Source organism: Lysinibacillus sp. RC46, from assembly GCF_041262385.1.
In the GTDB taxonomy this organism is placed as follows: Bacteria; Bacillota; Bacilli; order Bacillales_A; family Planococcaceae; genus Lysinibacillus.
The window spans coordinates 37,835-62,810 of record NZ_JBGCCF010000024.1 but is presented as its reverse complement, the minus strand read 5'-3'; the positions used below and the strand labels follow the sequence as shown (position 1 = coordinate 62,810).

The 24,976-nt window shown below is 36.0% G+C and carries 25 protein-coding genes and 1 pseudogene; 18 read left to right on the top strand and 8 right to left on the bottom strand.

What is annotated here, in order from left to right; all coding sequences use genetic code 11:
• Positions 1–135 precede the first annotated feature (135 nt).
• From ABH966_RS19610 to ABH966_RS19580, 7 genes and pseudogenes are all read left to right on the top strand, one after another.
• On the top strand, positions 136–582 hold the full coding sequence (locus tag ABH966_RS19610; RefSeq protein ID WP_370081319.1) for a recombinase family protein: 447 nt from the start codon (positions 136–138) through the stop codon (positions 580–582).
• Positions 583–635: 53 nt separating this feature from the next.
• Positions 636–722: a helix-turn-helix domain-containing protein gene (locus ABH966_RS19605; protein ID WP_370081355.1), complete on the top strand. Its 87-nt coding sequence runs from the start codon at positions 636–638 to the stop codon at positions 720–722.
• Positions 723–983: 261 nt separating this feature from the next.
• On the top strand, positions 984–1,169 hold the full coding sequence (locus ABH966_RS19600) for an antitoxin VbhA family protein (RefSeq protein WP_053483775.1): 186 nt from the start codon (positions 984–986) through the stop codon (positions 1,167–1,169).
• A gap of 3 nt (positions 1,170–1,172) precedes the next feature.
• The gene (locus ABH966_RS19595) at positions 1,173–1,892 is read left to right on the top strand and encodes a Fic/DOC family protein (protein WP_370081317.1); all 720 of its coding nucleotides are present in this window, start codon (positions 1,173–1,175) and stop codon (positions 1,890–1,892) included.
• Positions 1,893–1,978: 86 nt separating this feature from the next.
• A pseudogene (locus tag ABH966_RS19590) lies at positions 1,979–2,227 on the top strand (IS66 family transposase); the annotation flags it as partial.
• A gap of 61 nt (positions 2,228–2,288) precedes the next feature.
• Positions 2,289–2,705, top strand: coding sequence for a His/Gly/Thr/Pro-type tRNA ligase C-terminal domain-containing protein (locus ABH966_RS19585; RefSeq protein WP_370081315.1), 417 nt, complete (start codon positions 2,289–2,291; stop codon positions 2,703–2,705).
• A 295-nt stretch (positions 2,706–3,000) separates the two neighbouring features.
• Positions 3,001–4,281, top strand: a complete 1,281-nt coding sequence (locus ABH966_RS19580; protein ID WP_370081313.1) for an MFS transporter — start codon at positions 3,001–3,003, stop codon at positions 4,279–4,281.
• A 124-nt stretch (positions 4,282–4,405) separates the two neighbouring features.
• On the opposite strand, the gene ABH966_RS19575 is transcribed toward ABH966_RS19580, so the two are convergent.
• A complete protein-coding gene (locus tag ABH966_RS19575; RefSeq protein ID WP_370081311.1) occupies positions 4,406–4,603 on the bottom strand; it encodes a hypothetical protein in 198 nt (65 codons plus the stop codon).
• 232 nt (positions 4,604–4,835) lie between these two features.
• Here ABH966_RS19575 and ABH966_RS19570 point away from each other — a divergent pair, with 232 nt between their 5' ends.
• Positions 4,836–5,591 carry an IclR family transcriptional regulator gene (locus ABH966_RS19570; protein WP_370081309.1) on the top strand — a complete coding sequence of 252 codons (756 nt, stop codon included), beginning with the start codon at positions 4,836–4,838 and terminating at the stop codon, positions 5,589–5,591.
• 79 nt (positions 5,592–5,670) lie between these two features.
• Here ABH966_RS19570 and ABH966_RS19565 read toward each other — a convergent pair whose 3' ends face one another.
• Positions 5,671–6,702, bottom strand: a complete 1,032-nt coding sequence (locus tag ABH966_RS19565; protein WP_370081307.1) for a 5-oxoprolinase subunit C family protein — start codon at positions 6,700–6,702, stop codon at positions 5,671–5,673.
• Positions 6,693–7,433 carry a 5-oxoprolinase subunit PxpB gene (gene pxpB, locus ABH966_RS19560; RefSeq protein WP_370081305.1) on the bottom strand — a complete coding sequence of 247 codons (741 nt, stop codon included), beginning with the start codon at positions 7,431–7,433 and terminating at the stop codon, positions 6,693–6,695. The genes ABH966_RS19565 and pxpB overlap by 10 nt, the downstream gene beginning before the upstream one ends.
• Before the next feature lie 278 nt (positions 7,434–7,711).
• On the opposite strand from pxpB, the gene ABH966_RS19555 reads away from it, so the two are divergent.
• The 5 genes from ABH966_RS19555 to ABH966_RS19535 all read left to right on the top strand — a co-directional run bounded on the left by ABH966_RS19555 (position 7,712) and on the right by ABH966_RS19535 (position 13,250).
• Positions 7,712–8,476: a LamB/YcsF family protein gene (locus tag ABH966_RS19555; protein ID WP_370081303.1), complete on the top strand. Its 765-nt coding sequence runs from the start codon at positions 7,712–7,714 to the stop codon at positions 8,474–8,476.
• A gap of 40 nt (positions 8,477–8,516) precedes the next feature.
• Entirely contained in the window at positions 8,517–9,734 is a 1,218-nt protein-coding gene (locus ABH966_RS19550; RefSeq protein ID WP_370081351.1) for an NRAMP family divalent metal transporter, read from the top strand.
• 65 nt (positions 9,735–9,799) lie between these two features.
• The gene (locus tag ABH966_RS19545; RefSeq protein ID WP_370081349.1) at positions 9,800–10,591 is read left to right on the top strand and encodes a putative hydro-lyase; all 792 of its coding nucleotides are present in this window, start codon (positions 9,800–9,802) and stop codon (positions 10,589–10,591) included.
• A gap of 614 nt (positions 10,592–11,205) precedes the next feature.
• The gene (gene pdxR, locus ABH966_RS19540; protein ID WP_370081301.1) at positions 11,206–12,645 is read left to right on the top strand and encodes a MocR-like pyridoxine biosynthesis transcription factor PdxR; all 1,440 of its coding nucleotides are present in this window, start codon (positions 11,206–11,208) and stop codon (positions 12,643–12,645) included.
• Between the two features lie 155 nt (positions 12,646–12,800).
• Positions 12,801–13,250: a YfmQ family protein gene (locus ABH966_RS19535; RefSeq protein WP_370081299.1), complete on the top strand. Its 450-nt coding sequence runs from the start codon at positions 12,801–12,803 to the stop codon at positions 13,248–13,250.
• Positions 13,251–13,379: 129 nt separating this feature from the next.
• Here the strand turns inward: ABH966_RS19535 and ABH966_RS19530 are convergent, their stop codons facing one another.
• Positions 13,380–14,513 (bottom strand): DUF4261 domain-containing protein, encoded by a 1,134-nt coding sequence (locus ABH966_RS19530; protein ID WP_370081297.1) that lies wholly within the window; start codon positions 14,511–14,513, stop codon positions 13,380–13,382.
• Positions 14,514–14,948: 435 nt separating this feature from the next.
• Here ABH966_RS19530 and ABH966_RS19525 point away from each other — a divergent pair, with 435 nt between their 5' ends.
• The 4 genes from ABH966_RS19525 (at position 14,949) to ABH966_RS19510 (ending at position 20,155) form a co-directional block, all read left to right on the top strand.
• Positions 14,949–15,644, top strand: a complete 696-nt coding sequence (locus ABH966_RS19525) for a FadR/GntR family transcriptional regulator (RefSeq protein ID WP_370081295.1) — start codon at positions 14,949–14,951, stop codon at positions 15,642–15,644.
• 381 nt (positions 15,645–16,025) lie between these two features.
• Entirely contained in the window at positions 16,026–17,438 is a 1,413-nt protein-coding gene (locus ABH966_RS19520; RefSeq protein ID WP_370081293.1) for an FAD-binding oxidoreductase, read from the top strand.
• Positions 17,431–18,714: a (Fe-S)-binding protein gene (locus ABH966_RS19515; protein ID WP_370081291.1), complete on the top strand. Its 1,284-nt coding sequence runs from the start codon at positions 17,431–17,433 to the stop codon at positions 18,712–18,714. The genes ABH966_RS19520 and ABH966_RS19515 overlap by 8 nt, the downstream gene beginning before the upstream one ends.
• A 64-nt stretch (positions 18,715–18,778) precedes the next feature.
• Positions 18,779–20,155, top strand: a complete 1,377-nt coding sequence (locus ABH966_RS19510) for an MFS transporter (protein ID WP_370081289.1) — start codon at positions 18,779–18,781, stop codon at positions 20,153–20,155.
• A gap of 340 nt (positions 20,156–20,495) precedes the next feature.
• Here ABH966_RS19510 and ABH966_RS19505 read toward each other — a convergent pair whose 3' ends face one another.
• Genes ABH966_RS19505 through ABH966_RS19490 form a run of 4 tightly spaced genes read right to left on the bottom strand, consistent with a single transcriptional unit; the run spans position 20,496 to position 23,575 of the window.
• Positions 20,496–21,041 carry a ribonuclease FAU-1 family protein gene (locus ABH966_RS19505; RefSeq protein ID WP_370081287.1) on the bottom strand — a complete coding sequence of 182 codons (546 nt, stop codon included), beginning with the start codon at positions 21,039–21,041 and terminating at the stop codon, positions 20,496–20,498.
• Between the two features lie 15 nt (positions 21,042–21,056).
• On the bottom strand, positions 21,057–21,911 hold the full coding sequence (locus tag ABH966_RS19500; RefSeq protein WP_370081285.1) for an SDR family oxidoreductase: 855 nt from the start codon (positions 21,909–21,911) through the stop codon (positions 21,057–21,059).
• Positions 21,908–22,936, bottom strand: a complete 1,029-nt coding sequence (locus ABH966_RS19495) for a polysaccharide biosynthesis protein (RefSeq protein WP_370081283.1) — start codon at positions 22,934–22,936, stop codon at positions 21,908–21,910. Before ABH966_RS19495 ends, ABH966_RS19500 begins: the two co-directional genes overlap by 4 nt.
• Before the next feature lie 39 nt (positions 22,937–22,975).
• Positions 22,976–23,575, bottom strand: coding sequence for a glycosyltransferase family 2 protein (locus tag ABH966_RS19490; protein WP_370081281.1), 600 nt, complete (start codon positions 23,573–23,575; stop codon positions 22,976–22,978).
• Between the two features lie 289 nt (positions 23,576–23,864).
• Here ABH966_RS19490 and ABH966_RS19485 point away from each other — a divergent pair, with 289 nt between their 5' ends.
• Complete coding sequence (locus tag ABH966_RS19485) at positions 23,865–24,968, top strand: glycosyltransferase (RefSeq protein WP_370081279.1); 1,104 nt, start codon at positions 23,865–23,867, stop codon at positions 24,966–24,968.
• Positions 24,969–24,976: the final 8 nt, after the last annotated feature.

Here is a 24,976-nt window from a genome sequence, read left to right as displayed (position 1 = left end):
CAAATTACATTTTGTCTGTAAAACTATCGTTTTATAGACATTCTAAACAGCCTACTCAAATCAGCATTTGTCTATTTACTCATCTATAATATTTATTATATAAAACGTATGGTAATAGACAAAGTGAGGGATTTTATGAGTAGAATCATTGGTTATGCGCGTGTCAGTAACGAGGATCAAAATTTGGCTCTACAGAAAATCGCCATTGAAAAATATGCCAAGGAGCAAGGAATGGATCTCCTCTTATATGTCGAGAAAATTTCAACGAGAAAATCTGAGCGCACTGAATTAATTCATGCCCTTAAAGCAGCTGCTCCTTGTGATCGTTTCGTTGTATATAAACTAGACCGACTTGCTCGCAGCACAAAGGAGCTTTATCAATTAACAGACGAAATGGTAAAGCGACAGGTTGATTTCGTTAGTATTCGTGATAGCTTCGACACTACTAGACCGACTGGACGCGTCATGTTTGGGATGCTTGCCGTATTCGCCGAAATTGAACGCGATATTATCCAGCAGCGTACAAAAGCTGGGCTTGAGGCTGCCCGTAAACGTGGCAGAATCGGGGACGCCCTGCCATAGATACCTATACGAAGCGTCGGATTGTGAAGTTGTTTGAAAGTGGAGAAAGTGCCATGGATATTGCAAAAGAGTATGGAATTGGACGTAGCACGATTTATAAAATCTTGAATGAGAACAAAAAGGATGCAATCCTAAAGTGAAGGACCTTTTCTATAATTGCGGTACGCTTTGTGCGAAACAATTTTTTTGATCGAAATCTAACCACAATTCAAGTGGATATGATTGCCTAGCTCTAAATTTTTCCACTGGCACCTAATGAATTTTTTCACTCAAACTGTAAACGCTAATGACAAAGGTTGAACAAAACCTGTGGGAATCGTGTAGTGATCTAACTATCATCTGATGCGTAAAAACTGATATAATAGAAATATACCAATAAAGTGAGGGGTGTTATATTATTTATGAAAGAAAATTCACGCCTAGAACGTAAAAAGCAAGTGCAATTCGCAGTTGGTATGGCTGCCATTGACGGTGGAAAACCGAGTGCATTTACACAAAACCTCTTAAACCAATATGAAAATGGTCAAGTATCATCCAGCCAATTGAAACAAGCGATTGTTGAAAAATATACAAGGGCTTCACAGTAATTTATGGACCCATATATTTATCCTAATACAAATACCTTAATCAACAAATTAAATATTCGAGATAAACAACAATTAATTGACGTTGAAGCACAGCTGTTAATCGCGGGGATTGTAGATATTTCTTCTATCACCCATGAGATTGACTTTCAAAAATATGAAAGTCTTCAAATGATTCATCACTTTCTTTTTCATGAGCTATATTCATGGGCAGGGGAATTCCGCACAGTCAATATTTTTAAAAGTGAACATGTTTTAAATGGATTATCTGTTGCTTATAGCGATAAAGATCACATTGTATCTGATTTGAAAACTGTTTTCAGTTGGTCTAAATCTAAGCAATGGAAATATTCTAATCCTCGTCTTGTAGAGGACTTTTCTACATTTATGACAAAACTTTGGCGTGTTCATCCTTACCGAGAAGGAAATACACGAGCGGTTTCGATTTTCATGAAGCTTTTTGCTGAAGCAAATAGGCTAGACTTCAATGCTCAATTGCTCTCACAACATGCAGGATATTTACGAAATGCACTAGTTCTTGCCGCAGTAGAAGAAGCTCCGGAACCACAATATTTATTGAATATGATGACAGATGCACTAGATGTAGTTGATTTCAATAAATTCAAGCCTGACGATGAAGCGTCTAGTAATTATCAAGTAATTGGGCAATATGATGTTTCCAAGTATGAAGAAAAACCCTTTGAAACGGATTTTGATAAGGAATAATTTTATTTACCGATTAAGTAGGTTCTGGTTATTTAATACACTAAAAAGGATGGTGATTTGTAATTGAATCATCATCCTTTTCGTGATATGGCCTGCTTACGAATGATAAGGACTTATCAAACTGGGTGATCCGTTCAGCTGAAGATTGGCTTCTACCGGTTTATGAACAGATGAAGCAGACATTAACAGCAAAATCTGTTCTACATGTGGATGAAACCTATGCGCAAATAATCAAACGTTCAGACGGAAAATCCGGTCAATCGAACGCCTATAATTGGGTGTTCCGAAGCGTGCCAAGTCAAGGACCGATCATCGTTCTTTTTCAAAAAACCATTTTTAGCACGTGGGCTCGAAATTTACACAGGCACGATTTACGAAATTTTTTTAGCGGATGGCATGATTAAATCAAGCATCGGCAGCGGTGGTCGCTATGATAATGCGATTGGGGGACTACTTGGTACAAATGATTCATTTGCAACGGTGGGGATTTCATTTGGGTTAGATGTGATTTATACAGCATTTGAGCTAACAGGGAAAGCAGAGAAGCGAGAATCAGATATCGATATTTACATCATTCCAATTAGAGCAGAAAAAGAGGCACTTGTTTTGGCTACAGCACTACGTAACGAGGGCAATCGAGTAGAGGTTGAGCTAAGTGGCAAAAAAGTCCGAAAAGCAATGGATAAAGCCAATCGAGAGGATATCCAAAAGACAATTGTACTTGGCGAGAATGAAGTAACTGCGAATCGTTATAAAATGAAAGATATGAATAGTGGAGAAGAACAGCTATTTAATTTTGTGTTTGATAAATAATGAAATGCCAGGCTTTCTATTTAATAGAGGGCCAGCGTTAAGACTACCCAGCAATAATATGTGTTCAAGATTTAAAGCAATTGTACAAACAACAATTAATGAGATAGATGGGTTAGCATATACAAGACAGTTAAAAGATTTCAAGCTCGAAATATTCCTCCGAACTCGTCGTAATAACTAGAGAACTAAAAGCATTTTCAACCAAATTCAAACCATAAAACTACTTTGAAAAACAGGTTTTAACGTTACCTATAATTCATATATATAGAGTAAAAGCTAATAGGAGTAGAAATCAATGGACAAACAAAATAGTAGATATAGATGGGTAGTATTTGTTTCTGTACTATTTACTTATTTGTTAATGGCGAGTCAACGAACCGCCCCTGGACTGATTACAGACCAATTGATGCGAGATTTTAATGTAACAGCATCAACGATTGGGTTATTGACAAGTATACAATTTTTTGTCTACACGAGTTTGCAAATTCCGATGGGGATTTTGGCTGATCGATTTGGGCCAAATTTTTTTCTAATTATTGGTGCTACTCTTACAGGTTTAGGAACAATTATTTATAGTCTGAGTACACATGAATTCGTCCTGTTTTTTGCCAGAATACTAACTGGGGTAGGGGATGCGACCATATGGGTTAACATGGTGCTAATTTTAGCCCAATGGTTTCAACCAAAGGAATTTGTTCGATTAATTGGCATGGCTGGCATGACAGGAAGTCTTGGTTTTTTATTGGCGACAGTACCTTACTCCACGTGGATACTTTTATTTGGTTGGAGGGTAACATTTTTCTCAGTTGGACTACTATTATGTTTCTGTGGCATTCTCCTTTATTTTGTACTTGTAAAAAAAACAAAACAAATTTTGGGGGATGAGCAAGTAATTGATACAGCAGAAGTGCAACGTGAAAAAACATCAGTTTTACTACGAAGAATATTTTCAAATCCGCAAGCATGGGCTCTATTCTTTTGCCATTTTGGGGTAGTCGGCGGTTATGTAGGCTTTATCAGTTCATGGGCAGTACCATATGGGATGAATATGTATGAAATGACTCGCTCAGATGCCAGCCAGCTGATTATGATCGGTCTTATCGGGGCCCTTATTGGAGCACCTTTAGCTAGTTGGATTTCAAGTCGGTTAGAAACAATTAAAAAACCGTATATTGTCGTTCATATCATTGTTTTATTAGGGTGGTTTTCTTTCCTTTTATGTAATGGGCATCCTTCCTTTTTCTTTCTGATTATTATTTTCTTTATCATTGGCTTTGGATATGGGGCGAGTGCATTAACCTTTGCAGCTGTACGTCAATCTTTTAAACTTGAAGAATCAGGAATTGTTTCAGGGATTGCGAATACGGGCGGCTTTCTAAGTGCTGTATTGCTACCCATCATTTTTGGATATATATTAGATCATTTTCAATCAACTTCAGGAAATCTATTTGATGGATATTACTATGGTTTCATCACGCCAGTTATCTTCTCCATCGTTGGTTTGATTGGAGTGATTTTATTTAAGGAAAAACGTCAGAGCGTAGGACAAAAAAAGAATAGCCGCATTTTTAACTAGCATCGTAATCGAGGGAATCAAAATAAGAATAACAAGCAGGGGTAAAGAGCATGGAAGGAGAGCAACCATTCTCTACTCCTGTTTTTTATTCCTTTATCAACCTGATTTACAGGGTATAGGCTCATCACCAAAAGTTGTGGATGACATTTGTTAAACGTATACCTTGTATATAAGTTGATTGGAGTGGAGGCTGGGCGACTCCTTGGGGATCAGCAATAGAGGAACGAAGGCTAAAACCATCACGTCCTGTGATAACGCCTTCGTGACCAACATCGTGTTGGCCCGAGACCCTGGAACGAGCATCGCGAGTGAAGCGGCTCATCGGACGCCCCCAGGAAGCTTTGCTCTGTGCGAAAGCGAAGCGTCAGCAATTGTTTTATCTGTGCGTAAGCGTAGCGACAGCAACAACAAAGCGCCCAGTCGGAACGGAAATCAATCACACGTTTTGGTGAAGATCCAGGGTATATAAAAACAGTAAGATGTTAGGTATAATTATTAATTAAGAAAAATTATGATTAGATTAAATCTAGTATAGAAGGGGAAGAAAACTTAAATTGACAAATAATAAAACGGTTGTCCGTTCAATGGATATTTTAAATCTATTTATCGATCATACTGAACTGTCATTCCAAGAAGTAATTGAGTTATCAGGAATCCCTAAAACCTCTGCTTTCCGCATGTTGAAATCTTTCGAGGAAATGGAGTTTTTAGAAAAGGGGGCTGATGCAAAATATAGGTTAGGCATTCTCTTCCTTAAATTTGGACATTTAGTATCAATGCGCCTAGATGTGCGGAAAATTGCAGATCCAATTATGAATGAGCTACATAATGATGTAAAAGAAGCGATTAATTTAATCGTTCGTGATGGTGACGATGCTGTTTATATCGAGAAAATTGATACGCAGCAAAAAGTTCGACTCTACACAGCAATTGGTAGAAAAAGTCCTCTTTATGCAGGGGCATGCCCTCGTGCTGTATTATCCTTTTTACCGGATGCAGACATTAAGGAATATCTTGAATCGGTAGAACTTACATCATTTGCAATGGGGACAATTACAGAAAAGGAAAAGCTTTTTGAAACGATTGTGCAGGCTAGAGAACTTGGTTATACAATCAGCCATTCAGAATTAGAAAATTATACTTCTGCTGTTGCAGCACCGATTTACGATCATAAAGGAGAAGTCGTTGCAGCAATGAGTATTGCGGGACTAGAAACCAATTATCGAGGGGAAAACGTTGAAATCTTCGTCGATAAACTTAAGAAGGCTACCGCAGCGATTTCTAAACAATTGGGGTATGAACAGCTTTAAAAAATGGGTAGTCTCAAAAGTCATTTGAGATTACCCATTTTGCGCTGAAATTGCTAGTTTTTTCGGAAAATATTACTATCTAAATAATCGAATTTTGGACGATTGAATAGCCTCTATCGCTTCTATAACCTTTTAAACGAAGCCCAAATGCTAATTCATTTCGTTTTCTTTCTTGCTGTATTAACGCCAATTGAGCTTCTTCAAGAGTGACCTCTTTAAAATAGACTCGACCATTTGCTTGCATTTGTGCTAATGATGGTAAATCGGCAGAAATCACTTGAGCTATTTTAGGATATCCACCAGTTGTTTGACGATCTGCCATTAAAATAATAGGTTGCCCATTGGAGGGCACTTGAATCGTTCCAAATGTAACCCCTTCGGATAATAATTCAAATGGCTCTTTTAATTGAATAGCCTCTCCTTCTAATCGATAGCCCATTCGGTCTGACTGTGTTGTGATGGTGTAAGGTGTTGAAAGGAATTTTTTTAAACTCTCCTCATCGAAATGCTGGTATTCAGAGCCTCTTATGAAACGGATTGTTTGCGTTTTTTTAAATGTAACAAAGGGTGTGTAATCAGCTGACCAAGAAAGATACGTTGGTTCTTTTTTTAATTGTTTAAAAAGATCCTCTCCTAAATCTGATCGTCTATCTAATTCAAAAACATCATTCTTCAGCAATTTTCTTCCTTGAAATCCTCCAATTCCAGCACGTATGTAGGTACTTTTACTGCTCATCACTTTGGGTACTTGAATTCCTCCACTAAACGATACGTAGGCTCGGCAACCACTAATCGCAGTATTAAATTTTAAAACAGAGCCTTTTTGAATAAAAAGTGGCCGCCACATTGGTGCTTCTATTCCGTCTATTGTAGGTTGTAAATTCCCACCTGTAATTGCGATCAGTTCATCAGTTTCAAATAAAAGGGTTGTTCCATAAAGTGTTACCTCAAGAGCGCCTTCTCCTTCCGAATTTCCAACAAGTAAATTAGCAATTCGTAAGGAAATTGAATCCATTGCTCCTCCGACGATAACACCAAACTTTTGTAGTCCATATCTTCCTAGGTCTTGAATGGTTGCCAGCATACCTGGCTGTAATACCTTTATGCCCATGTTCTCATCTCCCAATCGCTCTTATATTCATCCAACGAAATTGGTACAAACTGAATTCGATCACCCGGTTGTAATAAGGTTGGAGGAGATTGTTCAGGTAGAAACAAACGAGAAGGTGTTCGTCCGATGATTTGCCATCCACCTGGTGTTTCTAATGGGTAAATCCCTGTTTGATTTCCCGCAATTCCAACAGATCCCGGAGTAATCGATAACCGTGGAGTTTCTTTACGAGGTGTTGCAATTTGTCTGTCCATTCCTCCCATAAAAGGAAAACCTGGAGCAAAGCCTATCATGTAAACAAGATATTCTACAGAAGAATGAATTTTAATGACTTCATTAGGTGTTAAACCATGATAAGTGGCTACAAATTCTAGATCTGGTCCCATTTCACCACCATATACTACAGGGATTTTTACGACACGTTCCTTCGTTGTTTCAACTATATGAGATTGGTTCATTAAAGAAAGAATTGTTGCTTTCACCTTTTCGTAAGGCATTTGAGCTCCTTTTTCTATAGTTGAAAAGTATACTTCAATCGGATTGTAATAAACTGTCACATTATTATAGGCAGGTACAACCTCGATGAATCCTTCAAATGGATTTCTCTCTAATAAATTCAATATATTTTTAACTTTGTAGTGAATTGCCTCACTGATTCCTTCACCTACATGTATAACTAGTGCAGAATCGCTCAAAGGTCTTATTTGTACATTCTCTTTTAAATTCAGCATAAAAACCAACTCCTGAAGTTTCGTAATTCGGTATATCAGTTTTAAATAACGGATTATTAAATATTATATTTAAAGAATAAACAAAAACAAGTTTAATTTAAATGAAAATTTTAAAAAAAATATTCTTTCTCAAAATTTTAAATTTATACTTTTCAGAAATTATAAAATATGTTAAGATTTTTTTAAATTTCAAAACTTAAGTTCCGAATATCGGTACAAAATATTTGTAAACGTATTCATTATAACTACTTAAGTGGGAAGAAAACGGGGAGAAGAAGATGTTTCGAGTTGATTTAAACTGTGATTTAGGGGAAAGTTTTGGTCGTTATCGACTTGGAGAGCAAGAAGAAATCTTAAAATATGTAACCTCTGCTAATATTGCTTGTGGATTCCATGCTGGAGATCCAACAGTCATGCGAGAGACAGTTAAGCTAGCCATTGCTATTGGTGTGAAAATCGGAGCACATCCAGGATTACCGGATTTAAATGGTTTTGGACGACGTGAGATGAACATCACACCACAGGAAGCCTATGATATGGTTATTTATCAAGTTGGTGCATTGCAAGGTTTTCTAACGACTTACAATGAAACGATGCAGCATGTTAAGCCACATGGAGCACTTTATAATATGGCTGCTAAAAATCCAGCGATTGCTGAGGCAATCGCACAAGCTATTTATGATATTTCACCTTCACTTGTGTTATTCGGTCTCTCAGGAAGTGAATTAACAAAAGCCGGAGAAAAAGTAGGGCTTCAAACAGCCCATGAAGTGTTTGCAGATCGTACCTATCAGAAGGATGGTTCTTTAACATCTCGTCAACAACCTGATGCATTGATTACCGATAAGGAACAAGCTGTGAATCAGGTTGTGAGAATGGTGAAAGAGGGAATTGTGCTGTCACAACAGCAAATCGAAATTCCATTACAGGCAAATACTATTTGTATTCATGGGGACGGGGAACATGCTGTAGAGTTTGCAAAATATATTCATTCAAGATTAGCAGAACATCAAATATCAGTACGTGCAATCAAGGAGGGGTAAGCCAATGGTAACAAAAAAAGCGGAAGTTAGTGAAGCTGGGATCGAGCAAGAGAAAAAAGGTAAATTTGTTAAGAAAACAGCAAGTAAAAGTGTGTTAATAGGAGCAGCCTTTTTAATGGCTACCTCATCTATCGGACCAGGTTTTTTAACACAAACGACAGTATTTACACAGCAATTAGCGGCTAGTTTTGGATTTGTCATTTTAATTTCATTAATTCTAGATATTGTCGCACAGGTAAACGTTTGGCGAATCATTGCTGTTTCTGGCTTGCGAGGGCAAGAAATTGCCAATAAGGTGTTACCTGGATTAGGTGTTCTCCTTGCAATAATGATTGTTATAGGCGGTTTAGCATTCAATATTGGTAACGTTGCTGGAGCTGGATTAGGGCTAAATGCAATGCTTGGCGTAGATCCAATTATGGGTGCCATTGTAAGTGCACTTTTTGCTATTTTTATATTTATCTATAAAGAAGCTGGGAAGGCAATGGACAGGGTTGCGCAAATTGCTGGCGGTGTTATGATTCTACTCATGCTATTTGTTGCTTTTAAGACTTCACCACCTGTAGGAGAAGCGATTGTGAGCACCGTTTGGCCTAAAGAAATTAGCTGGTTTGCGATTGTAACATTGGTTGGTGGATCAGTTGGAGGTTATATTACTTTTGCTGGTGGTCACCGCCTTTTGGACGCTGGCATCAAAGGACAAGAATCCTTACCAGAAGTAACAAAAAGCTCTGTGACAGGTATTTTGATTACTGGCGTAATGCGTATTGCTTTATTTTTAGCGGTTCTTGGTGTTGTTTCAAAAGGTTTAGTCATTGACCCTGCCAATCCACCTGCATCTGTTTTCCAACTAGCTGCGGGTAATATTGGTTATCGTATGTTTGGTATGATTATGTGGGCTGCAGCGATTACTTCTGTTGTAGGTGCAGCTTATACATCCGTTTCATTTATTCGTTCATTCCACCCTAACATAGAGAAATATCATAATTGGGTGATTATAGCATTTATCGTCATTTCAACAACAACTTTTGCCTTAGTTGGAAAGCCTGTTAATGTGTTAATTTTGGTAGGTGCATTAAATGCACTGATTTTACCATTATCACTTGGCATTATATTAGTTGCTGCACACAAAAAAGAAATCGTTGGTACATATAAGCATCCACGTTGGTTAACTGTAACTGGAGCAATTGTAGTTGTTCTTATGGGATATCTCAGCATCAATACATTTATTGAAGAAATTCCAAAAATTTTTAGTTAATCTAACAACCATCCATCCATGAGCATCTTTTCATGGATGGTTAATTTATAAGGAGTGAATTGATGATGACAACATATAGTGCTTTAGAGCCGAATGAAATCCGTAAACTTATTCGCAATCAAGAAATTTCTGGACCAACTTCTGGCATGTCGATTGGGTTTACACAAGCAAATTTAGTGATTTTGAAGAAGGAGCATGCCTTTGACTTTCTACTATTTTGTCAGCGAAATCCAAAGCCATGCCCGTTATTAGACGTGACAGAACCTGGATCATTTATCCCTTCAAAAATTGCTAAAAATGCAGATATTCGCAAGGACATTCCGAAATATCGTATTTATCGGGATGGTATTTTAACTGAAGAAGTATTAGACATTACAGATTATTGGGAAGAGGATATGGTAGGTTTTTTAATAGGATGTAGCTTTACATTTGAAACACCTCTTCTTGAAGCAGGTATTCCAATAAGACATATTCAAGAAAACTGTAATGTGCCAATGTATAAAACAAATATCGCGTGTGAAAAAGCAGGTTTGTTTGAAGGACCAACTGTTGTCAGTATGCGCCCTATGACACCAGAGGATGCGATTCGTGCAATCCAAATTACTTCGCGTTTTCCAAATGTACACGGTGCACCAATTCATATTGGTAGTCCAGAACAAATAGGTATTACGGATATTTCAAAACCAGATTTCGGTGATGCCGTGTCCATTAAGCCAGGGGAAATACCAGTATTTTGGGCTTGTGGCGTAACCCCTCAGGCAGTAGCAATGGAAAGTAAACCTTCTATTATAATTACCCATGCTCCGGGTCATATGCTAATCACTGATATAAAGGAAGCAAGCTTGAGCATACTTTAAGGTATGTTCGAGGACATCTATTTATTTTTCTGCATAAGTATGCGTTAAGAGGTTGGGGTTTCTAAAATCTAAAAAGCTGGTGAAATTTTACGACGAGTAATATTTCACCAGCTTTGATTTTTTTTAAAGGACTTACTTGGCACACTACAAAAACAAACGAAAAAGTACCACGGTGTCGTTCGATTCATGGACCTTAAGGGTAAAGAAATCCTGTCGTGACAAAACGTGACTAGATTGCCGCATTACCCTGGGGACGTACAGTTTATAACGTTATACTTAGAGAAAAAATAAGCATTTTCGCTTATGATTCAATTTTACAGTACTCGGTCAATCGAGTTTCTGTATTAATGGATTGTGCGTGGAGGTGCTTTTTTCTTTGCCCTAAAAGAAGGGGATATTTGAAATTCAAATAGTACAACCGTTATTGCAAGTTAGAAAACATGAAGAAAAACGAGATGATTTAGCAGTTGAAAAAATGAGGATTGATTATTTAAGTGGATGGTTCATTACAATTGAAATAATATTAATATATAATCTTTTACCAGGAATAACACTGATGAAAGAAGAAAGCAAGATTTTAAGTAAGTTTTAAGGAACTAATGAGGTGAGTATATTTGGATTGGAAACCTGATAGACAAGCGAAAAAAGCGATCTATAAACAACTCGCAGAATATATGGAAAAGGGAATTGCAGATGGTACATTTCCACCTGATAAACCATTGCCATCAGAGAGATATTTAGCTAGTGCTTTACATTTAAATAGAAGTACTGTCGTTAATGCATATGACGAATTAGAATCGATGGGGCTAATTGAAAGAAATAGAGGCAGTGGTACTACAATAAGTAAAGATATATGGGGTATGACAAAAAAACGGATTCCTAGCTGGAATAGGTATATTGAGGCGGGTTCTTTTTTACCTAGTCAACCTGTAACGCAAAAAATAAGAAAAGAAGCTGTTGAACATAAACTAATAAATTTAGCTTCCGGTGAATTATCTGAAGAACTTTTCCCGAAAAGCTTTTTAAGCGAGATAACTTCAACACGTTCTTTTATTGGAAGCCTAGGATACGATCATCCACAGGGGAATGAAACCCTTAGAAATACCATTACTAAACACGTAAAAAAAAGTCGGGGAATCGAAACTAATCCTTCTTCAATACTTATAACATCAGGAGCGCAACAAGCATTACATTTAGTTGTACAATGTTTGTTAAAGCCTGGAGATGCAATAGCAATAGAAGATCCTTCTTACAATTATAATCTTCCAATTTTTAAATCGGTAGGTATACAAGTACATTATCTACCTGTCGATAAGGATGGAATGAACCCAGAAGATTTGCAGTTATTATATAAAAAACACCGAATTAAAATGATTTTTTTAAATCCATATTTTCAAAATCCAACGGGCTCCTTATTGAATAATAAGAAAAAAGAAGCGATTTTAGACATATCCTCAAAGCTTGGGATTCCAGTAGTAGAAGATGATCCTTATAGTTTAACAGCTTTTTCAGGAGAAAAAATCTCTACCCTTAAATCAATGGATAGGAATGGAAACGTATTATACATTAGTTCTTTGTCCAAAATTGTTGCATCAGGATTAAGAATAGGGTGGATTATAGGCCCAACATCTGTGATTGAAAGATTATCCGATGCGAAACAACAAATCGACTTCGGTCATTCTAGCTATACTCAATGGATAGCGAATGATTTTTTAGAATCAGAAAATTTTCATATTCATATAAAAAGTTTAATTAAGGAATTAGAAAAAAGGAGAGATAAAATAATAAAAAGCCTTGATACTTATTTAAAAGATCTGGTGGAATATTCTATTCCTCAAGGTGGTATTCATATATGGTGTAAAATACTTAAAAATTATAATGAAACTCAATTGCTTGAAGAATCTATTAAAAGAGGTGTCATTTATGTTCCTGGTTCTACACTGGGATCCAAAGATGGTTTTGTTCGATTTACTTTCGCCAGGGAAGATGAAGATTCAATAGATGAAGGAATCAAAAGGTTTGCAGAAGCTCTTAATAGTTTAATAGCCAATTGAATGACTAAAAATGTGTTAGCTTATATATTTATCCCTAAGATAAATGGATGGTCAAAAAAGTATCAAATTGGATGGTTATAAAAAATATAAATCCCTTATCATTGAGAGGTGGATGATAAATCATCGATATAGCCTACTGAAAGAGTTGATATGATATGACATCGGGTTTGATTATTACACTAGTAATTGGATCTATTATTAAATTGTTAATGAGCCCTCCCAGTATAGCTGTGGCATGGGGAGTAAGTAAATTTGAACTGCATAAAAAACTTGATGTTAAAGATGTAACGGTAACATTTAACGGAAAGAATTTAGAAGAGGAAGAAAAAAATAGATTTACAGCCTATTTTAATAAAGCTTCCTTTTTAAAAAAATATTATATATTTCCAGGCAATGAACAATTATTTCTACAGCCAGAGACTAATGTTACTCCATTTGTCATCAACGTAAAAAGAGGCAAAAAAGAAGACGTTAATTTCTTTGTTTTTAGTTACGATAATCACGTTGATGTAGTCAAGAAGTGCAAGGAGAAGGTTGTTTCATATAGTATTAGTTCTGAATATCTACAAAATTTCTCCATTTTAACTACAAATGCAAACCATTGAAAAAAGTTTTCGAAAAATTAGGGGTTCAGTCACCTAGCATGAAAGATTGGCTGTATAAAAAAACCAGAATGGAGAAATCCATTCTGGTTAAAGTCTAACTTTTAGGGTTCACTACAACTCTACGATGTCCTAGTATTTGATTTTGAGAGTATCCCCATCGACATAAACTCCCTCGGAACGGGAAATCGGCAGCTTTTGCTCTGCTGAGAAGCCGATCGTTTCTCCATCCCTTAAAGTAACATCCTCTTCTACAATATATCCGGAAATAGTAATCAAAAAATCACGCAGCTCGGCAGGCGATGCCTGACTGTCCAGGATCTCAATTTCATCCTTGCCAAAGGACTTTAGCCCATAAGTATATCCATCTACCCCGGTTTCCTTTCCTACCAGTCCGAAATAAACCAGATTCAGTAAAGGATACATATCGTCATTCTTCATGACTTCAGCCATATCCTGAAAAAGTTCAGGCTGGAATACTGTGCCAGATGTATAGATCCCTATTGCGTTAGGAAGCTTTAGACAACTGGCCGCCAGCTTAGTGTATAGTCTGCCGCTGTCCAGCGGGGAGCCGGAACGAGTAAATACAGCCAGGATGATTTGAGCAACATGCGTTTGAGTAACCTCCACGGCTTCTTTCCACATGTAGTTTCCCTGTGCATAATACTCAGCCTCACCATCTGGTACGGGAGCATCGACAAAACTTACCGCTAACATGCAGTCGTCCACTTCAAAGACCAGGGTTCCTTCGTTTGTTTCTTCGGCGTTATCCTCATCCTCTACCTCTACTGACGAGCAGGAGAGGTTCCAATCATTCAAAAGGTTGGCTTTTATCTGATCAATATCACATTCTGCAGAGTTAAGCAGAACGAATCCGTTAAAAATACCAGATCCACTGTCTTGTGTTTCCGTCTCGTCCTCCATGGATTGGGTAGCTTCATATGCTGCAGCCTGCTGCATCCAGTATTCTCGGATTAATTCTACCATCTTTACAGCTTCTTGCTCTGCAGTCGCAGGGTTATAGGGTTGCATCTCGCTGAATATATGGCCACAATGCTCAGTGTAAGAAGGGTCCTCATAGCCTCCGCATACACCAAGGAGCCATTTTCCAAGCATTGTTTTTTTATACTTGAATATATAGTAGTGCATATCATGTAAATCAAACTCTCCCGCAATTTCTATTTTACTAGGTTGTTTCCCGAGTTCTCGTTCATCTGCTAGCCAATCAATCATAGATTGCATCGCTGCTTGTTGTTGAGCTGTCATTAATTTCTCTCCTTTACAAATGTATGATTCTACCATTATACTACCAACTTTTGGGGAATTGAATAGTAAATCAAGAATTTTACCTCTGATGGCAGATCACTTCTAGGCGAAAACAAAACATTATATTTTCCTTCAAATCTTTATCCTCATCAAGCAATTCACCATTTCCAAACCCATCCCATTAATTTCGACAAAATGTGAATGGGGGCTACCGTTTAAAAGCCGCTCTGACCTTTTTTCAAAAACTGAAAAGTGTATTGTTTATAAAATTAAGATAGATGTAAAAAAAGGAATTCGATACTTTTGACAAACGATTAAAGTTATTATGCAAAGAAAATTTATGAAAAATATAGAAAATTAAGAAATTAACTTGTATACTTGTATTATAAGTCGACAACTTGAGGGTAAAGATATATTAGAAAGTGGGTTTTATAAATGATGATTGAACGTAAAAGTATTTCAAATCAGGTTTTAGAAGAAATATTAGAAATGATAAAAAATGATGAATTATCAGTTGGGTCTTTAATGCCAAGTGAACATGATTTAGTTACGCATTTTGGTGTTAGTAGGGCACCTATTCGAGAAGCTTTAAAAGTTCTCGAAGTGTCGGGTATTATTTCCAGTAAACAGGGTGGAAGAAGTCGTATTAATTCGATCAATTTATCAGATATGTTAGCGCCAATTCGCTTTGAAGTCATTTCTTTAGAGGAAATTCTTGATTTATTAGAGTTTCGTATACATATTGAGTCGAGTGCAGCAAGTTTGGCAGCTGAACGCCGTACAGAAGAAGAATTGGAAGCTTTAAAAGAAGCAGTTCAACAATTTGAAGAGGTCTATAAATGTGATTATGATACAGGGCAACAAATTGATTTTGCTTTTCATAAATTAATTATGCAAGCATCGCACAATCAATTTTTTATAGATACACAAAATAATCTCTCGGAACTTTATATAAAAGCGTTACAATTTTCTTTATCAAAAAATTTGGGGTTAGAAAAGAAGCGTAATGAAGTACTAGAAGAGCATAGAAAAATTGTAGAAGCGATTGAGAGAAAAGATGCACGTGCGGCAAGTAGTGCGATGATTTTACATTTAACAAATGCACGAAATAAATTGGAATCCTTGAAATAACACAGTATTGAATGGTAGTTAGAAACCCTATAACATGCAAAGGTTATTTTTGAAGTCTTTCACGGCTTTCACGATGTAATCAATTTCTTTATTTACAAGGAGTCAACCGGATGCTGTGATCTTCTGAAGAAAATTCGCAATCAAGTCACTCTTTTGTTGTATTAATAACTAGGAAAGATGTTTCTTAGTGGAAACTAAAAAATTTTAAAAAAATGATTCTCTTTTTTGATTTCTGAAAAAACAATTTCAATTAGGTGAACCATTAAAATAAGAGCGAGTAAGCAAATCGGTGACTATTTTCTATTAGAAATATAAAGAATTCGCAGTTTTCAGGCTTAATTGAAAAGAGCTCTTATTATTAATTAAAGAAAGAGGGATTGTATGGAGCTACAAAAAGTAGAAAGTGAAATTAGAAAAATTATTTCAGACACAGAACGAGTTATGAGAGATCCAGCAGATTTAGTGAGTTATTCGTATGATGCCTCTTTTGGTTCGTATATGCCTGATATTGCTGTACAAGCTATAACAACTGAAGAAGTAGTAAATATTATGAAAATAGCGAATCACTATAAAGTGCCAGTGTATCCGAGAGGGCAGTCAACGAGTTTGAGTGGCGGACCTTTACCTGTACAAGGCGGTATTGTTTTAGATTGTTCTCAATGGACATCGAAATTAGAAGTTTTTCCAGAGGATATGCTTGTGGTAGTTTCACCAGGTGTTACAGCGAAGCAAATTAATGATGCCGCACTCAAACATGGCTTAATTTATCCACCAGATCCAAGTAGTATGAATATTGCTACGATTGGTGGTAATCTAGCAGAAAATTCAGGGGGACCTAAAGGGTTGAAATATGGAGTGACGAAAGACTATGTAGTAGGTCTAGAAGTCGTGACGCCTGAGGGAGATATAATGCGTACAGGTGGAAAAACTATTAAAAATGTAACCGGTTACGATGTGACGAATTTGATTGTTGGTTCAGAAGGTACACTTGCTGTCATAACAGAAGCAACGCTACGACTTTATCCGAAACCACAGGCTACAGTTACATTAATGGCTTTATTTGATAATTTGATAGATTCCGGCCACAGTATTTCTAATATTTTAAGTGCAGGTATTATACCTGCTAAATTAGAAATTATGGATCAAGCGTCTATTCAAGCTGTTGAAGAATATCAACCGACAGGTCTACCGATAGATGTAGAGGCAATGATTTTAATTGAACTAGATGGGCATCCGGTAGCAATTGAACAAGAAATTGAAGTTGTTAGAAATGTATGTACAAAGTATAACGCTCGAAAAGTAGAAATTGCTAAAACAGAAGAGAAAGCTCTAGCTTTATGGAAAGCACGTAAGCTAGTGTCACCAGCAATTGTTCGTAATAAACCGACAAAAATTTCAGAAGATGCAACTGTTCCGAGAAGTAAAATTCCAGAGATGTTTTCACGATTAAAAGAAATTCGTCAAAAATACGATGTTGAGCTAGTTATTTTCGGTCATGCAGGTGATGGAAATTTACATCCAAATATTATTGCAGATGCAAATGATTTGGAGGAAATGAAACGAGTGGAAAAAGCTGTAACAGAAATTTTTGAAGCAGCAATCGAACTTGGTGGAACACTTTCAGGTGAGCATGGAATAGGCACATTAAAGGCACCATTTTTAGAAATGGAACTAGGTGAGGTAGGGGTAGATATGATGAAACGAATTAAACAAGCATGGGATCCAAATAATATTTTAAATCCAGGAAAGATTTTTGCTGAAAAAGGGCAGAAATTTTCGTTAACAAATGATTAAACAAGAACTTGCTTATAAAGAAACGCTTAGCTGTGTACAATGCGGCTATTGTCTACCTGCTTGCCCAACCTATATTACTTTTAAAAAGGAGAAACACTCACCACGTGGCCGTATTAATTTAGTGAAAATGGCTGCTGAAGGAAAAATTTCTTATGAAGATATGGAGCAAGGTATTGAGCTTTGTCTTGGATGTAGAGCTTGTGAAACTGCCTGTCCTTCAAACGTTCCTTATGGCACCATTTTAGAATCGGCTGTTGCGAGTTTAGCGACTTATAATAAAGAAAGAATGAAAAAACGTCACAAACTTATTAAGTATATGTTGTTTGAACATACAATTCCAAATAAAAAAGTACTAAATATTGGTGAAGTAGGGTTAAGTCTTTATCAAAAAACAGGGGTGCAAAAAGTAGTCCGTAAATCAAATATATTAAATGTATTCCCAGAAAAAATGAAAGCGTTTGAAAACATATTACCAGAAGTAGACCGTCACAAAAGGCAATCATTTTATGCATCAAAGCAAATAAAAAAGTTTAATGTAGGATTTTTTACAGGTTGTGTAATGGATACGATGTTCAAAAAAATTAATACGTTAAGTATTAAATTATTGCAAGTGGCTCACTGTAATGTAAGTGTAGTTCCAAAACAAGGCTGTTGTGGAGCATTACATAATCATAGCGGAGAACATGATTTAACAATAAAGTTAGCGAAGCATAATATTGAAATTTTTGAAAAACATCAATTTGATTATATTGTTAATAGTATTGGTGGTTGTGGAGCAATGCTCATTGAATATGATGTTTTATTAAAAAATGATAGTAAGTGGGCCGAACGTGCAAAAGCCTTTGCTGAAAAAGTTGTTGATATAAGTGTCCTTTTAAATCAAGTAGATTTGCCATTTAAAAAATCCATTTCACAGCTCGTCACATATCAGCCTTCTTGTCATATGACAAATGTTCAAAAATGTGTAGCACCGCCTGTTAATTTAATTCAGAAAATTCCGGGTATTTCATATGTACCATTACTAGAAAAAGATATGTGCTGTGGCTCAGCTGGAATTTATAATTTTATAAATTATGAAGCTTCAATGAAAATTTTAGATGAAAAGATGCTTCATGTAAAAAATACACTACATCAAGAAAAAGCATGGATTATTACATCAAATCCGGGGTGTCATTTGCAAATGAAACTTGGTATTGATCGTGAAAAAATGGATGAAAGTGTTGAAGTATATCATCTAGTAGAAGTTTTAGCTGATGCATGTGATATCCATATATAATTGGTATTTTGCTTCTCACAAAGGGGCTTAAATATAGAAAATAGTTAAATGGGGGATATAGTTTATGAAAAATAATTTACCGCAAGTTGACGAGCGTAAATTAATGAGAAAAGTATCTATACGTATTTTGCCATTCTTGATTTTATGTTACATATTAGCGTACTTAGATCGTGCAAATATAGGCTATGCTGCATTAGAAATGAATGCAGATTTAGGTTTAACAAGCCAGGTTTTCGGTTTAGCAACAGGGATTTTCTTCATTGGATATTTTGTGTTTGAAATTCCAAGTAATATTTTAATGGAGAAGTTTGGCGCACGTATTTGGATTGCACGTATTTTGATTACATGGGGTATCATTTCAGGTTGTACGGCTTTTGCTCACAATGAAGTGCAACTATATATTATTCGATTCCTACTAGGGGTTGCAGAAGCAGGATTTTTCCCAGGTATTATTTTGTATTTAACATATTGGTTCAGAGGTAAGGAACAAGCATCTGCAATTGCTATTTTCTCAATGGCCATTCCAGTTTCATATATTATAGGAGCACCGTTATCAACTCTTATTATGGATAATTTCAATTTCTTAGGTTTTGAAGGATGGCGTTGGATGTTTATTTTAGAGGCATTTCCAGCTATTCTTTGTGGATTTATTGCATTTAAATTATTAACAGATAAGCCAGTGGATGCAAAATGGTTAAATGATGATGAAAAGCTTTGGTTAACGAAGACAATTGAAAATGAAAAAACTGTAAAGCAGAGTAAAGCTGTAAAACAAGATGGTCATTTTGCAGCATTTAAAAATGGGCGTGTATGGTATTTATCAATTATTTACTTTGTTTATTTGACAGGAAGTTTAGGTGTAGGTTATTGGATGCCACAAATTATTAAAGGATTTTCAGATGACTTATCAAATACACAAGTTGGATTTATTGCTATGGTGCCTTATATCGTAGCGACAATTGTGATGATTTTATGGTCACGTAACTCAGATCGCACGAAAGAAAGAAAGTTCCACTCGGCATTACCTTTATTTGTAGCTGCTATTACGTTAGCTGGTGCAGGGGCATTTAATGCACATCCTGTTTTATCTATGATATTGATTACATTTGCTTTAACAGGAATGTATAGTTTCAAAGGACCATTCTGGACTTATCCACAGTTGTTGTTGGCGCCGTCATTACTTGCGGTAAGTATTGCAATGATTAACTCATTTGGTAACTTAGGTGGTTTTGTTGGGCCATATATGATGGGGTATTTAAAAGATACATTTAATACAACAACTGTCGGATTATATTTCTTAAGTACATTATTATTAATTAGTTCTATAATGATATTCTTCTTAAAAGACGTTGAGAAAAAAGAGGATATTAAAAAAGTAAAAGAAACAGAAAAAGCAAATAAAGAAAATGTAAAAGAAGATAGTGCTAATATTTTCATATAAATAACTGTTTATCACAAACTAGCAATAAAAAGCTTGTCGCGAATAATCTTTTTCGACAAGCCTTTATTTAATTTACGTTTAGCTTACAGTGAATTATGTTCTATAATATGCTCTCTATAAGGTTACAATCATCTATAACTTATACTGACTGAAATGTGTCGAATGATTTGGGGTCTAATGCCACCATAAATCTTTGTAAGACCATAATCAAATAACTCATATAAATGATCAGCATCTCCATGTACGATAGACGTACCAATTAAAGGAGGTGCTTTTCTTAAGAAAAGAAACCACATATGTCTTTACAAAAGAACTAGTCTAAGCTCTTGAAAAATATGATTTATGAAATTGATTCATTTATTAAAAAATCTTTATGATCTTTAGAAAGGTTAACCAACTTAAATTCACCTTTGCATATATCTCTTTTTATGCTGTTTAGCTCGTTCCAAGCCAAATCATAAAGAGATTTATCAATGATGCCATTCAAATAAGCTTCTTCTAATTCATCAGCATCTTTTTCAATCACTTCTCCCGATGGTAACAAGATAAGATCTAAAAATAGATCATCCATATAAGGTACATTTTCTTCTATTGAATTTTTATGACAAATATCGATATACCATTGAATTATTTCTCCGTTAGCATCAAACATTGTTGTTACAGAATGGTTTTTTTTAAGAGGAAATTGTTGTAACCATAAATAGCCGTTATCAACAATACATAGCTTTTTCTCTCTATAATTCACGAATAAAGGTTCAGTAACTCGGGTTGCTTTTAATAATGTTATAAAACCCTTAAATTCTCTCGTATCAAGATATGACTGACTGTACTTTCTTTCTATAACTCGTTGCCATTCTGCACGGTCTCCGTACTTTCTTTTTAGCATACTGAACCTCCAAACTCATTGAAAATAATGAGGATACAATTCTTTATGCTGCCATATCCATTTTTTCATCTCAAGGATCATTTCCTCATAGCTAGGTACAGTAAATGAAAAATCTTTTCGTGTGTTGACTAGTGTTTTATCAATGTTTACCAATTGGTATGGGCGGATGGTAATTTTATTTTCCTTGAAGTGCTTATTGAATAATTGCAGCAGCTCAAATTTTGAAATACTGCTATTGTTGACGAGGTGGTAGAGGCCTGTTGTCCCTTCAATTGCTGCACGTTCAATGGCTTTTGCTAATGTTAGGGTAGTAACTCCCGTCCATATTGCGCCAGTATAGCCGTTAATAGTATCTTGCTGCTTCATAAACCAATGAAAGAGGCCTATGCCATCTACTTTCATATCAGGGCCGATGATAGAGTTACGAAACGTTAGGTGTGGAGTGCTTTCAATTTCCCCTAAGCCCTTCGTACGATCATAAAAGGTTTCTCCGTCGAGAAGGCTTTTTTCATGATAGGGGGCTACTTTTCCAGAGAATACACAATCCGTACTCAAATGAATAAGCTTTGTTTTCTTGTTTTTTAATAAAGATACGATGGCATGAGGCAAATAACTATTGAGATATATGCTTTTCTCACGGTCGGTTTCACAGGCATCATTTAAAACTCCGATACAATTGACTACAACATCGTAGTCGTGGTCTAGTAATAGTGACCTTAAAAAATTTGTATCTGAAATATCTCCCGTAATATTATTTCCGTATGAAAAGGCTGTTCGTGAATAGGTAGTTACATCATGCCCTTGAGAGCACAAATAGAGTGAAATCGTGTGGCCAGCCATTCCAGTAGCGCCAAGAACTAAAAATTTCAAGGTTTTCCTCCCATCCAATTATGTAATTCTTCTTGAACAAGAGGGAGCTTTAATAATTTTTCTTTGATTTCAGCGACGGACAGTATTTTCGTATTAGTAGAGTTATATTCATCGGTTAACGTAATTTTAGGAGAGCCCTCATCAAGATATTTCCCATAATTTAAATCCCGATTATCTGCAGGGATTCTATAAAAATTCCCCATATCGATGGCCTTTGCAGCTTCTTCCTTTGTTAATAACACTTCATAAATCTTTTCACCATGCCGTGTTCCGATAATTTGTATCTTATTTTGAGCCTGAAATATTTCTAGTAAAGCTTGTGCTAAATCCTCAATATAAGCAGCTGGTGATTTTTGAACCATAATGTCCCCGTTACCAGCGTGTGAGAAGGCGTATAAAACTAGTTCTACTGCCTCGTCAAGACTCATCATAAAGCGTGTCATTTTTGGATCTGTAATAGTTAAAGGCTTGCCAGCTTTAATTTGTTCGATAAATAAAGGGATAACAGAGCCTCGAGAGGCCATCACATTGCCGTATCGTGTACCGCAAATCAATGTTTGATCTGGATGAACCATTCTTGACTTAGCAATAAACGTTTTTTCCATCATGGCCTTTGATATTCCCATTGCATTTACTGGATAAGCAGCCTTATCAGTAGATAGGCAAATAATTTTTTTAACACCTGTTTGAATAGCAGCAGTTAAAACATTATCGGTACCGAGGATGTTCGTCTTAACTGCTTCTAGTGGGAAAAATTCGCAAGAGGGGACTTGCTTAAGAGCGGCAGCATGAAAAACAAAATCGACATCATACATCGCATTGTAAATGCTTTGGATGTCACGTACATCACCGATAAAAAATTTGATTTTCGGATGTTGATAGAGTTTACGCATATCATCTTGCTTTTTTTCATCTCTTGAAAAGATGCGTATTTCTTTAATGTCTGTATTCAAAAATCTCCTTAATACAGCATTACCAAAAGAGCCTGTGCCCCCTGTTATGAGAAGAACTTTATCTTTAAACATTGTATTGTTTCACACCTCTTACATGCATGGAGTACCAATTTATTTTAATCCTCTTCGATGTAAATCATATTCAGAATTCTCCCTCGGGAAGTTATACCAATATGCCAATTCATTTGTATATTTGCTCGTCGGGTTTTTATCCATTAAGGCACAGTTAAAATCCCAATCCCCAGCAATATCTTTTCTTATGGTAAAGGTTGCATCACCTAAAAAACTTCTTCGAATAATTTTAAATTGTCCAGGTAAAGTGTATCGATTAGATTCATCTTTTATAAATGCATAGCCAGCCTTTGTTAGCATGTTGTAGTAGTAAATATCAAACTGACCATCTACTTGTGCTAAGACGTTTCGTATAGCGGGTAAATAGTGATCATCACTATCAATGATAGCTATATAATCACCTGTAGCTTCTGCGATACATCGATTATAGGCTACACTAGCACCTAAATTAGTTGGATGGTTAATTATTTTTAAGGCAGGACAGTTTTTTTGATAGTCCTTTAATAGGGCTACAGTATTGTCAGTTGAGCCGTCATCGCAGACGATAATTTCATAGGCATATTCTTTCGGGATACTTTCCAACATGGTCAATATCCACTCTTCACTATTATAGGCAGGTGATAAAAAGCTAATATTCATGAAAAACCTCGATTCTTTTATAGTTAGTTGAAATAGGTGTAAGTAGGAGTTTTATAAAGTCTAATGCTGTTTACTTTGATTGACATAAAGGATTCTTTATTACAATATGCGTTGCAAGAGCTGTTCTATAGGCAATTGTTTATATTCGTTGTTATTTAAAAGAGAGAAAGCATATTGAAAATAAGGTGATTTTACTAGTGTATTCACGGTGCTTATACTATTCTTTTCACGTTATTAAACGAGAAATCATAATTTAATGAAAGCATTTCATTTTAATAAGGGGGATGTTATGTCAAAAAAGATAGCCTTCATATGTAGCGTGGAATCGTATAAGCTTTCCGACGCACATATTTTCAAAGATTTGTGCCTTGTTCCGATTTTGTTAGGTGAATATTTAGGCTATGATGTTAGTATTTTGACGACGGAAATGAATGAGGCATTATTGAAGCAAAATTTTCCTACTGTTACTTTTCAACATATTCCGTTTGGGGATGACTATGTTGCGAATATGAATACCTATTTAATAGAGCATGCGAAGGACATCGATATTGCATTTGCAATAGGGCCGTATCCATCGTATTTTTCGATATTAAAAACCTATAAAAAATATAATCCGAACGGAAAAATTTATATGAAACTAGATGTTAATCGGTTTTGGTTAAATCGATTGAAAACCTATCCTTATTTTACGGAGTTACTCCAGCTTTGTGATGTGCTGTCCTCTGAATGTGAATCCATTCAAAACGCTATTCATGAATTTTCGAATATAGATATTAAACGTATTCCTAATGGCTTTTATGAGCTGTTTCACACGGAGCCTGTTTCATTTAACGAGAAAGAAAATAGAATATTAGCGGTTGGTCGTTTAGATGCTCCTGAAAAACAAATTCTTTTAGCAGTCAAAGCATTTTTAGCAGCACAACTTTCAGATTGGGAATTTCGGTTAGTAGGTCCAATGTCAGAGGCGTTTAGACAGGAGCTGTTGAACGTGCTTGATGGAAACCCATTTGCGGCACAGGTCACTATTTTGGGACCGATTTATGATAAGGTGCAATTGGAGGAGGAGTATAGGAAGGCTAAAATTTTTTGCCTTACCTCTTTAGTAGAATGCTATGCTCATGTCTTTGCTGAGGCCGCAAAGAATGGTTGTTATATCGTTACGACTGATGTAGATGGGGCTGCGGATATTACTCATAATCAACGCTACGGGTCAATTCATCCGACACATGATTGGCAAAGTGTTGGACGGACATTGCAGCAAGTTACGAATCAAGAAGTTTTATTGGCTGATACATGCGAACACCTCCAAGCATTCGCAAGAGCGGAGTTAAATTGGAGAAATATTGTGCAAAAAGTGGCTGAATATTTAGGGGAAAAGCCAAGTTTAAATTAGGTAGAATA